General features: G+C 36.5%; 8 protein-coding genes. 2 read left to right on the top strand and 6 right to left on the bottom strand.

Translation table 11 applies throughout. The features are described 5' to 3' along the window. The 3 genes from ABYT26_RS12640 to ABYT26_RS12630 form a co-directional block, all read right to left on the bottom strand. On the bottom strand, nucleotides 1-344 hold a 344-nt coding region (locus tag ABYT26_RS12640), incomplete at its 3' end, for a 2-C-methyl-D-erythritol 4-phosphate cytidylyltransferase (RefSeq protein ID WP_372754431.1). 126 nt (nucleotides 345-470) lie between these two features. Next, nucleotides 471-1250, bottom strand: coding sequence for a type I methionyl aminopeptidase (gene map / locus ABYT26_RS12635; RefSeq protein ID WP_372754429.1), 780 nt, complete (start codon nucleotides 1248-1250; stop codon nucleotides 471-473). A gap of 170 nt (nucleotides 1251-1420) precedes the next feature. Beyond that, the gene (locus tag ABYT26_RS12630; protein WP_372754427.1) at nucleotides 1421-2278 is read right to left on the bottom strand and encodes a PPK2 family polyphosphate kinase; all 858 of its coding nucleotides are present in this window, start codon (nucleotides 2276-2278) and stop codon (nucleotides 1421-1423) included. A gap of 223 nt (nucleotides 2279-2501) precedes the next feature. On the opposite strand from ABYT26_RS12630, the gene ABYT26_RS12625 reads away from it, so the two are divergent. Continuing rightward, complete coding sequence (locus tag ABYT26_RS12625) at nucleotides 2502-5522, top strand: hypothetical protein (protein WP_372754425.1); 3021 nt, start codon at nucleotides 2502-2504, stop codon at nucleotides 5520-5522. Between the two features lie 155 nt (nucleotides 5523-5677). Here the strand turns inward: ABYT26_RS12625 and katG are convergent, their stop codons facing one another. The 3 genes from katG to ABYT26_RS12610 form a co-directional block, all read right to left on the bottom strand. Beyond that, on the bottom strand, nucleotides 5678-7885 hold the full coding sequence (gene katG, locus ABYT26_RS12620; protein ID WP_372754423.1) for a catalase/peroxidase HPI: 2208 nt from the start codon (nucleotides 7883-7885) through the stop codon (nucleotides 5678-5680). A gap of 561 nt (nucleotides 7886-8446) precedes the next feature. Beyond that, a complete protein-coding gene (gene mscL, locus ABYT26_RS12615; RefSeq protein WP_372754421.1) occupies nucleotides 8447-8872 on the bottom strand; it encodes a large-conductance mechanosensitive channel protein MscL in 426 nt (141 codons plus the stop codon). A gap of 347 nt (nucleotides 8873-9219) precedes the next feature. Next, nucleotides 9220-10485: a metallophosphoesterase gene (locus ABYT26_RS12610; protein ID WP_372754419.1), complete on the bottom strand. Its 1266-nt coding sequence runs from the start codon at nucleotides 10483-10485 to the stop codon at nucleotides 9220-9222. 223 nt (nucleotides 10486-10708) lie between these two features. On the opposite strand from ABYT26_RS12610, the gene ABYT26_RS12605 reads away from it, so the two are divergent. Beyond that, complete coding sequence (locus ABYT26_RS12605; protein WP_372754417.1) at nucleotides 10709-11281, top strand: nitroreductase family protein; 573 nt, start codon at nucleotides 10709-10711, stop codon at nucleotides 11279-11281. Nucleotides 11282-11406: the final 125 nt, after the last annotated feature.

Below are 11406 nucleotides of genomic sequence, written 5' to 3'. Positions count from 1 at the left end.
TTGTCGGATACAAAAGGACGAACTGCATCATGAAAGATTAAATTTACATCCAGCTCTCCTTTATAAACTAGAATAGCAGCAAGACTTGAATCGCTTCTTTCTTTGCCACCCGGTAAAATGTGTTTCACTTTCGTGATTCTATTTTTGTTGACAATGTCTTCAATTTCCGGAACAAAATCAGCATGAATAATAATGCATATTTCATCAATTTCAGCATGTCGTTCGAAAGCTTCTATGGAATGCTGAATAATTGGCTTTCCTCCGAGTACTAAAAATTGCTTGGGCACTTTCATTTCCATCCGTTTTCCACTTCCTCCGGCCAGAATTACAGCTATATTTTTCATTTTTTTGATTTAGATTAAGCCATCGAATTTACAATAAAATATGCTTCTTCAAAACAAAAAGAACCGTTTCAAAAATGAATTTCGAAACGGTTTCTTGTTATATTCTACAAAGAGCAAGCTTCTGCTTTATTTGAAAATCTCATAATCACCAACGTCCGACAGAATCTCGTATCCATCTTCGGTTACCAAAATGGTATGCTCAAATTGAGCCGATAGTTTTTTATCAATTGTGCGAGCAGTCCAGCCATCTTTCTCATCAATAATCGCTCTTGCTTTGCCCAAATTAATCATTGGTTCAATGGTGAAAATCATTCCGGCCTTCATTTTAGAACCCGAATTTTTAGGACAAATGTGCTCTACCTGTGGTTCTTCATGAAAATCGATACCAACACCATGACCACAAAATTCGTAAACCACACTGTATTTTTTAGCTTTAGCATAACGGCCAATCATAAAACCAATATTGCCGAAATAATTGCCAGGTTTTACTTGTTCAATACCCAGATAAAGAGCATGTTCAGTATCTTCGACTAATTTTTCTGCAGCTTCCGAAACATCACCAATGGTAAACATCGTACTAGTATCGCCATAGTAGCCATCTAAAATGGTGGTTACATCAATATTTAGGATATCTCCATTTTTAAGAATGGTTTTTTCATCAGGAATACCATGACAAATTACCTCATTTAATGAAATGCAACATGATTTTGGAAAACCATGATAGTTAAGTGGAGCCGGAATTGCGCCGTGGTCTCGAATGTATTTTTCAACTAATTTATCTAGGTACAGTGTACTAACTCCCTCTTTTACGAAATCGCTAATATATTTTAGTGTGTTTCCTGCCAATTGAGAACTTTTACGAATTCCCTCAATTTGCTCTGGAGTTTTAATGATAATTTGACTCATAATTTCTTGTATTCAAAAGAACTTATTAGTTCTATATTTAGGATGGCAAAGGTCTATATAGAAAATGAATTATGCAAACAATTTGCCCTTACTAATTAGAACAATTCCAAAGAATGTTTCTATGGTTATATAGAGTCTGCCAATGAAATTATTGGGGATAACTTTTTACTTCAATCTTTGGCTAGTTGAGCTTTATATTCATCCAATCGAGCAAGTGTTTCCGAATCTAGGCTTGGAGCTTTAATATCTTTGTGATTATTAAGTGTTTGCAGAATAGTTTCAGCTACAATTAGTCGCGCCGATGCCTTGTCATCAGCAGGAACAACATACCAGGGAGCAAACTTTTTCGAGGTACGATTGATAGCATCTTCATAGCATTCCTGATAAGCGCTCCATAGTTTGCGTTCCTTTAAATCATCAATGGAAAATTTCCAGTTTTTTTCCTTTCTATTCAAGCGTCGAAACAGTCTGTTTTTTTGCTCTTCCTTCGAAAGATGAAGAAAAAATTTTAAGACAATGATGCCACTTTCCACAATGTGTTCTTCAAAATTTACAATTCGTTCCATTCGTTTATGATAAAAAGCATCATTTAAATCATCAACAGAGGTAACAGAAGGTATTTTTTCACCCAGAATGTACCGTGGGTGGACTCTGGTAACTAGCACATTTTCATAATGGGTTCGATTAAAAATCCCAATTTTCCCTCTTTCGGGCAAGGCGATGTAATGGCGCCACAAAAAGTCATGTTTCAATTCTGCTGAAGTGGGAGATTTAAAACTATGCACAACCACACCTCTAGCATTTACATCTTTAAAAACTTCACGTACCAAGCTATCTTTACCCGATGTATCCATGCCTTGCAAGCAAATTAGCATGCCGTATTTGCCATGTGCATACATAATATCCTGTAATTCACTAATTTTACGGCGGATGTTTTTTAATTTGTTCTTAGCGTCGGCAATTTCTTCGAATGTGTCGGTATTGGCTAAGCTGATTTTTTTTGAAACTTTATATTGTTTGATTTTCATAGGATAATTTTGGTTTAATTAAAAATAAGTAATTTTATTTGCTTGGAAAATATTATTTATGAAGACTTTTCGTTCTTCTGTGTGGGCTTAGTCCTAATTTTACTTTCTTTGATAAGTATTGGGCTTTTAGTGGAAATGATTGATTAGAATTTTACATTCAATTATAAAAGTGTATCCAAATAAAATAATAATAATTTACGATTTTTTCGATATGATGAGGAGGATGAAAATATGTTATCTTATTTTTTTACTGATAAGTGGTGGTAATTTTGCTTTCGGACAATATTATAGTACAGGGCAGGATCCCGCTTCTATTCATTGGAAACAAATTGACACAAAGGATTTTCAAATTATTTTTCCCCAGCAATACGAAGAGAAGGCTAAATATATGGCTGCTATTTTTCAGGATTTGTTGCAAAAAGAGGGTAAGGATCTTCAGCATAGGCCAAAGAAATTTTCGGTAGTGGTACACACACATAGCGCAACGAGTAATGGCATGGTTGCCTGGGCGCCTAAGCGAATGGAAGTATATAATACTTCGGCTCCCGATAATGATTCTCAGCTTTGGATCGATCATGTTTGCAGCCATGAATATCGACATATTCTGCAAATGGATAAATTAGAACAGGGTTTTACTGGGTTTTTAAATTATGCATTTGGTCAGCAGGCAACTATTGTTGTGTTGGGTCTCTATCTGCCAACTTGGTTTTTAGAAGGAGATGCAGTTTGTATGGAAACTGCACTAGGAGATGCAGGACGCGGACGATATCCTTTTTTTGAACAGGAATTGCGAGCTCAGTTACTGGAAAAAGGAAGTTTTTCTTACGATAAAGCTGTTAATGGTTCTTATGAGGATTTTATTTCTAATCGGTATAAATTGGGTTACTATCTGGTAGGAAAAGCAAAAACGCATTATGGAAATGAATTGTGGGAAAAAACACTTAATCATGTGGGGCAAAAACCATTAGGAATCACCAGTTTTTCCGATGGAATAAAAATGGGCATGCTCGGCAAACGCGATGATGTTTTTGCTGCTTTATCTGAAAAGCAAAAGGATATTTTGGCTCAGGGAATTCAGGTAGAGGAGATTGATTGGGAGCAAGTAAAAAAGGACAATCAGTGTGCTGATACCAAGAAAATGCTCTATTACGATACGATGAAGGAGTTGCAATGGGAATGGCAAGTTCAGGATGCAAAATTGGATTTAACAAGTAAGGAAGCTATACTGAATCGTGAGTCTATTTATACCAATGTTCGTTTTCCGCACGAAAATGAAGTTGGTGATCTTATTGTTTTGAAGGAGGGATTATCGGATGCGGCACATTTTCAAATCGTTCATAAGAATGGAGAACAGGAAAAACTTTTTGTTCCCGGATATGATTTTAATACCGGATTTGATTATCAAAGTGGAAAGTTAATTTGGTCGGAACAAAAGGAACATTTACGTTGGGAAAAAGCGGATAAAAGTATTCTTGTTATTTATGATACCCATACAAAAAAGAGAATCAGAATTAAAAATAAGAACAGTTTGTTTGCTCCTGCCTTTTCGGCTGATGGGAAAAAGATTGTGGCTGTAGAAAGTGATCTGTTGGGTGATAATGACTTGATTATTTTGAATGCTGAGAACTTGGAGAGTGAGCAACAAATTGATTTCGGAAAAAATGAGTTTGTTTTGTCACCGAAATGGGATGGAAATGATCAAATCGTTTACGTTTTACTTACTAAAAAAGGCAAGGAAATGTATTCTCTTGATATTAAGTCGAGAAAAAAAACATGTTTGTTTAGTTCTGGGAAATACGATATCTCGCAAATAGAATTGAGTGATAAACATATCTTTTTTACAGCGGCTTACACTGGAATTGATAATATTTTTGCTTACGATCGATCTAGTAAAAAGCTGTATCAGGTGACTAGCTCAAGATTTGGAGCTCGAGATTTGCATGTTTCTAAAAATAAACTTTACTATTCTGACTATACCTCGGATGGTTACTTGCCAGTAAAAACCGATTATCAGACAGATGAATGGAAAGAGTGGACAGGAAACTTTGCACCTTTTCCTTTGGCCGAGAGCTTGTCGGAACAGTTGGGTGAAAAATTACAACCAGATACAAGTAATTTGGATCGCTTCGAAGTGAAAAAATATTCTAAAACAGCACATTTATTTAATTTCCACTCCTGGGCACCTGTCTTTATTGATGGTTTGGAAGAGGAAGCAGATATAGGAGTTTCTGTTGCGACCCAAAATAAACTAAGCACACTTTTGGGAACAATTGGTTATCGAAAAGAGGAAGGCTATGACAAGGGACAGTTTTATGCAAATTTTTCCTATGAAGCTTGGTTTCCTATTATTGAATCAAAGCTAACGGTTGGAAGTAAAGAGGCTACTTTTTGGACACTTGCAGATCGAATCTTACCCTCTCAAGTCGATACGGTTTATGTGAACCGGACTATGAGGCAATGGGGCTGGGAGAATAGTATTAGTTTCCCATTTGATCTTTCTGCTGGGAAATATAGTACCTCTGTTACGCCAAAAATAACTTATAACTTAGCAAAACTGGATAAAATTGAATACATAGCACTGAATACAAACAGTAGTATGGGGTTGGGGGAGTATGATTTTGCTGATGAGGATTACAGTCAGAAAATAATGCAATATCAGCTTTTTGCTTATCGTATTGCTAAAATGGCCACTCGTGATGTACAATATCAGTGGGCACAGGTGTTCGAATTTAACTATCGGCATACTCCTTTTGGAGATGCTCAGTTAGGAGAAACGTGGTCGGTAGCGAGTACTCTATATTTTCCTGGTTTTTATAAACATCATGGTGTTAAATTGTATGGTGGTTATCAAAATCGTTCTAGTTACGATTCGAATTTTTCAACGATAATTAGAAGCCCAAGAGGGATGTCGGATATTTATGGTGAAGATATTTATTCTTCAAGTATTGATTATGCTTTGCCATTATTTTACCCTGATTGGAACTTAGGTCCTTTGGTTTACTGTAAGCGAATTCGATTGGATGCATTTCTTGACTATGCGCGTGAGGAAGGCCGATTTAGTAGTGGAGATAATTTATACAATTACGAGGAAGATTATACCTCTTTTGGAGCTGAAATTAATGCCGATTTGCATGTGCTGCGATTTTCTTCTCCTGTTGATTTGGGAATTCGTGTTGGGTACGAAGATCAAACGGGTAATTTGTTTGCAAATCTTTTACTGTCGATTTCCTTGAGTTCATACTAAATTTCAAAAAAATTACGACAGATAGATTTTTAAGTCTATGATGGTATTTGTAAAACCTGTCTTTAACAGATGTTTTTATTGAAGAAAAAAGGTGGCCTGTTCGACCACCTTTTCTGTTGTTATTTTGTTGTGTTTTGTAAAAGTAATTTTAAGGTTTAGACTAAATCAAAACGATCCAAATTCATCACCTTGTCCCAAGCTGTTACAAAATCAGTAACGAACTTTTTCTGAGCATCGGCACTTGCATAAACTTCAGCAAGAGCCCTAAGTTCGGAATTCGATCCAAAGATTAGGTCAACTCGAGTTGCAGTCCATTTTTTGCTACCACTGGTTCTATCGCGGCCGTCGAAGATTTCTTTGGTATCATCTGTTGGCATCCAAACGGTTCCCATATCAAGTAAATTAACGAAAAAATCGTTGGTGAGTTGTTCTGGTCGATCGGTTAAAATGCCATTTTTTGAATGGTCATAGTTTGCATTCAATGCACGCATACCACCTACTAAAACGGTCATTTCTGGAGCCGTTAGGCAAAGTAATTGAGCTTTATCAATTAATAATTCTTCTGTTGGAATGGTAAATTTACTCCTTAAATAGTTTCGGAACCCATCAGCTGCTGGGTTCAAAACGTCAACAGAATTTATATCGGTTTGCTCTTGCGATGCATCCATACGTCCCGGAGTGAAAGGAACTTTGATTGCATTGCCTCCATCTTTAGCTGCTTTTTCTAGAGCAGCACAACCAGCCAAAACAATAAGGTCGGCCATCGATAGCATTTTACCATTGCTTGTGGCTCTATTGAATTCTTTCTGAATTGCTTCTAGTTTTTGCAGAACAATTTTTAGTTGCTCTGGATTGTTTACTTTCCAGTCTTTTTGAGGTGACAAGCGAATACGAGCACCATTGGCTCCACCACGTTTATCAGAACCTCTAAAGGTTGAGGCAGATGCCCAAGCGGTAGTTACCAATTGAGAAATACTTAAGTCTGATTGCAGCACTTTTGCTTTTAAGCTACGAATGTCTTTTTCATCGATAAGGGGATGATTTACAGCAGGAATAGGATCTTGCCATAGGAGTTCTTCACTTGGAATTTCGGAACCTAAATAACGAGAGCTTGGTCCCATATCACGATGAGTTAGCTTAAACCACGCACGCGCAAAGGCGTCAGCAAATTCTAAAGGATGTTCGTAGAAACGTCTGGAAATTTTTTCATAAACAGGATCAAAACGCAAGGCAAGATCGGTAGTAAGCATACTTGGAACATGACTTTTTGAAGAATCGTGAGCATCAGGAATCACTTTTTTTGCATTTTTTGCAACCCACTGATAGGCACCTGCCGGGCTTTTAACGAGTTCCCAATCATATTTAAATAAATTTTCGAAGAAGTAGTAGCTCCATTTGGCAGGTGTTTGTGTCCATGTTACCTCAATGCCGCTTCCTATGGTGTCGCCTCCTTTTCCAGATCCGAAAGAATTTTTCCATCCCAAGCCTTGTTCTTCTATGCCAGCAGCTTCGGGTTCAGGACCAATATGTGCAGCATCTCCAGCACCATGAGTTTTACCAAAGGTGTGTCCTCCGGCGATAAGAGCAACAGTTTCTTCATCGTTCATTGCCATTCTGGCGAAAGTGTCGCGTATATCTTTGGCAGCGGCAAGAGGATCGGGATTTCCTCCTGGACCTTCAGGGTTCACATAAATAAGTCCCATTTGTACTGCAGCAAGAGGGTTGTCTAGGTCTCGTTCTCCTGAATATCGATCGCTATCTTCTAACCAGGTGGTTTCGTTTCCCCAATAAACATCTTCTTCGGGTTCCCAGACATCTTCTCGTCCGCCAGCAAAACCGAAAGTTTTAAACCCCATTGATTCTAATGCTACATTACCAGTAAGAATCATTAGGTCGGCCCATGATATTTTTTCACCATATTTTTGCTTGATTGGCCAAAGTAGTCGTCGGGCTTTGTCTAGATTCACATTATCAGGCCAACTGTTAAGAGGAGCAAATCGCTGTTGTCCGGTACCTGCACCACCACGGCCGTCACCAGTTCGGTAGGTTCCTGCGCTATGCCATGCCATGCGAATAAAGAATGGACCGTAATGACCAAAATCAGCAGGCCACCAATCCTGAGAATCAGTCATTAAGTTGTGAAGATCTTTTTTTATGGCTTTCAGGTCTAAACTTTTAAATGCTTTCGCATAATTGAAATCAGATCCCATTGGATTTGATAGGTTAGAGTGTTGTCGAAGAATATTTAGTTTTAAATGGTTAGGCCACCAGTCGCGATTTTTTGTACCGCTGGTACCAACACTGTGCTTTTTAGTTGCTCCTGTGACAGGGCATTTGCTAATTTTGTCAGGACTACTTTTCATCTTTTAATTGGTATTTATTAGTAAAAGAAAAATTCAAGTGTCAAACTGTTTCGTTAACGAGTTAACAGAAGATAAATCAGTATTTCATGAACTGATATGGCGAGAGGATGAGAATAGTTAGTCGAAAAGATCGCTTATGTATTTGTATTAATTATTCAATTAAATCAGTGTAAACCGTGCCTGTTAAATTTACTGAATTATAATTTAAAAAGCGCAATTTGATTAGTTTGCGGGTGTAAGATTGATTAAAAAATCGTGAGTTTTTATATTCGTATCATTTTCCTAAAGTAAGCATAAAATTAGTAAGGTGAATAAAAAATGCTATTAATTATCAGTACCAATACGCGTGTTGTTTTTTTGAAAAATATATACTTATGCTTTAGTAATCAGGTGGAATGATCTTGCAATGAAAAAGTATAGTAAATGAATTGGCATAGTGATTTGATGGATTACCTACAATCATAAGGATTACGGTATTTTGAAGAAGGATGTAGATCGCCATTTTTTCTGCAAAAAAAAGGACTCGAAAGAGTCCTTTAAAATGTTATATTTATTCTCAATTTATTTTTTGAGTAGGTCGCGTATTTCGGTAAGTAAAACTTCCTCTTTGCTAGGAGCAGCAGGAGCAGCTGGTTTTTCTTCTTCTTTCTTTGCCATTTTCTCTTTCATTTTATTGTATCCTTTTACGACCATAAAAATAGAGAAAGCAACAATAAGGAAGGTTATAATCGCGTTAATAAACAGACCATAGGATATAGCGACTTCTTTGAGGGCATCGCCAGCGCCGGGACTTGTTTCTATTACAGCGCTTTGTAAAATAATTTTTAGATCAGAAAAATCGACTCCACCTAAAATTATTCCTACTGGGGGCATAATAATATCATTCACCAACGATTTTATTATTGCACCAAAATAGAGAGCCATGATTAAACCAACAGCCATTTCGAGTACATTGCCTTTTGCAATAAATTTTTTGAATTCGTTCATGTTAAAATTGTTTAGTTAGTAATTGGGATTAATAGAATACAACATGATAGAGCTTTCAATTAGGTTTTAAATCTGTTGAATGATCACTATATCAAATCATAAGGTCTATTAAATGTACAAAATAAAAAAGTATTATACTCAATTTAATTTGCAAGTATTGGCATTTTCAAGTTGATGGTTTGATTTTTATTAGCTGCAGAATAGGATCTAAACTTTTACTTTTTAACCGATAGAGTAAAGAATTTGCAAATCGAGAAGGAATAAGTTGTGTGCAGAAAAAAAGAGGATTCCAATATGGAATCCTCTTACTGTATATTGATATTATTCGTATTGATGATAAGTCTTAATTAAGCTAATTCAACCAGGGTAATTTCTGGTGGCATTCCTATTCTACCTGGAAATCCAATGTATCCAAAGCCTCGGTTTACATATAGGTATTGATTGGCTTCCTGATATAATCCGCCCCAGCGAGGGTATTTATATTGTACAGGGCTCCATTTTATACCAGCACGTTCGAGTCCAAATTGCATGCCATGAGTGTGTCCCGAAAAGGTAAGGGCAATGTCAGTATCTAGAACCTGAGCATCCCAATGCGAGGGATCGTGGCTCATTAGAATCTTGAAAGGATGATTGTTGTTTTCACTCATTGCTTTGTGTAAATCGCCATGTTGCGGAAAGGGTGGTTTTCCCCAATTTTCGACACCAATTAATGCAATTTCTTCTCCATTAATTCGGATGGTTTCACTTTCGTTTAACATTAGTTTAAAACCCATGCTAGCATGAAAATTTTTAATGGCTTGTAAATTTTCAGCTTTATGCTGAGCGGATGGCCAATGGGAGTAGTCTCCATAATCGTGATTGCCAAGGATGGAGTATTTGCCAATTTTGGCTTTCATTTTTGATAAAATAGGAGCCCAGCCATCGGTTTCTTCGGCAAAATTGTTAACTAAATCGCCAGTAAAAAGAATTAAATCGGCTTCTTGTTCGTTAATTAGCTCGACAGCTTTTTCAATTTTATTGAAATTTTTGTTGAAACTACCTAGGTGCATATCCGAAATCTGTAGGATTTTTAATCCTTTGAACGATTTAGGAAGATGATCGAAGCGGATTCGTTCGCGCATCACTCGGTAGTTAAATTTTCCTTTGGTTACTCCATATAATATTGATGCAAATGGAATGGCAGCTAAAATAATTCCCATTTGATACAAAAACTCAGATCTCTCCATCTTTTTTTTCGAGTTAAACTGTGTTACACTTTTATTCTTTTTCTCTCTGAACCATCTTATGGTTCTCGTAATCGCCCCTAGTATATCTTTCAGTAGAACGAAAAGTACAAATACAAACTTAGGAATGTAAAACAAGGAAAAACCAGCCACTAAATAGCCTACGTATATGTAGGATTGTGCTCCTTTTACATGCTTAATTCCGAACATGAAGAGGGTAAAACTTGCAAAAATGAAAATTGAGATACCCCAAAACAGTACGATTAATGATTGTCTTGCCAGCTTGATTTTTAATCTGGCAATCAGAGGTTTTATGCCGCGGTAAGTATAAAAATCTACCAGTAACATAAATAGTAAGAGAGGAATCAATAGAAATACACTTGCTTTCATTGATTTAGAGTATTTGAGTAGTTCTGTGTTTATAAATTAGGCTCAAAGATATGTAATAAAATACAAGCAAGTCCTAAATTTTTGTTAAAATATGCTTATATTCAACGGTAGTTCAGTCGCGAACAATAAGTTAGCGATACCAAATCTATGGATAGAGTTTATTTTATGGGATGATTTCCCAATAGTAAATCGGAATTCTTTACTTATTAAATAATAGGTTTTTATGTCACAAATTATTCATGAATTTATAGATAAGAGATGGAGTCCTAGAGCCTTTTCGAATCGAGAAATAGAAGTGGAAAAAATAAATGCATTGTTTGAAGCAGCCTCCTGTGCGGCTTCTTGTTTTAATGAGCAACCTTGGCGCTTTATTTATGCAAGTAAAGAGTATGCAGAACGATATGATCAGCTTTTATCCTGTTTGGTGGAATTTAATAAGTTGTGGGCGAGAAATGCACCTGTGATAATGATGGCTTTGACCAGTAAAAAGTTTGCTCAAAATCAAAAAATCAATCATTATGCTCGTCACGATTTGGGTTTAGCGATCGGAAACATGACGATTCAAGCCACAAGTATGAATTTGTACCTTCATCAAATGGCTGGTTTTGATTCAGATAAGGCTCGGGAGGTGTTCGATATTCCTGATGATTTTGATATTGTAAGTATGATTGCCCTTGGTTATTTGGGTGACCCAAAACAACTGCCCGAGAATATTCGTGAAATGGAATCGAAAGAAAGGTCTCGTAGATCTACTGATAAAATAATTTTTGATGGAAATTGGGAGCAATTGAAATAAGCTGTTTTCTAAATTTTTGCTATGGGGCTAATTCGAATGGAATAGCCCTTTTTTCTTTGAATGTATCTGAAACTTGTTGTAAATTGAAGACTAGGGAGTTTAGAAGAAGAGTTTTTAATTTAAAA

Source organism: Labilibaculum sp. (assembly GCF_041595635.1).
Lineage (GTDB): Bacteria > Bacteroidota > Bacteroidia > Bacteroidales > Marinifilaceae > Labilibaculum.
This window is presented reverse-complemented; position numbering and strand designations above follow the sequence as displayed.

Excerpts from the sequence above, each read along its gene's own strand:
- katG (WP_372754423.1), bottom strand. The coding sequence starts at position 7,885 with ATGAAAAGTAGTCCTGACAAAATTAGCAAATGCCCTGTCACAGGAGCA.
- ABYT26_RS12630 (WP_372754427.1), bottom strand. The coding sequence starts at position 2,278 with ATGAAAATCAAACAATATAAAGTTTCAAAAAAAATCAGCTTAGCCAAT.
- ABYT26_RS12605 (WP_372754417.1), top strand. The coding sequence starts at position 10,709 with ATGTCACAAATTATTCATGAATTTATAGATAAGAGATGGAGTCCTAGA.
- map (WP_372754429.1), bottom strand. The coding sequence starts at position 1,250 with ATGAGTCAAATTATCATTAAAACTCCAGAGCAAATTGAGGGAATTCGT.
- ABYT26_RS12625 (WP_372754425.1), top strand. The coding sequence starts at position 2,502 with ATGAAAATATGTTATCTTATTTTTTTACTGATAAGTGGTGGTAATTTT.
- mscL (WP_372754421.1), bottom strand. The coding sequence starts at position 8,872 with ATGAACGAATTCAAAAAATTTATTGCAAAAGGCAATGTACTCGAAATG.
- ABYT26_RS12610 (WP_372754419.1), bottom strand. The coding sequence starts at position 10,485 with ATGAAAGCAAGTGTATTTCTATTGATTCCTCTCTTACTATTTATGTTA.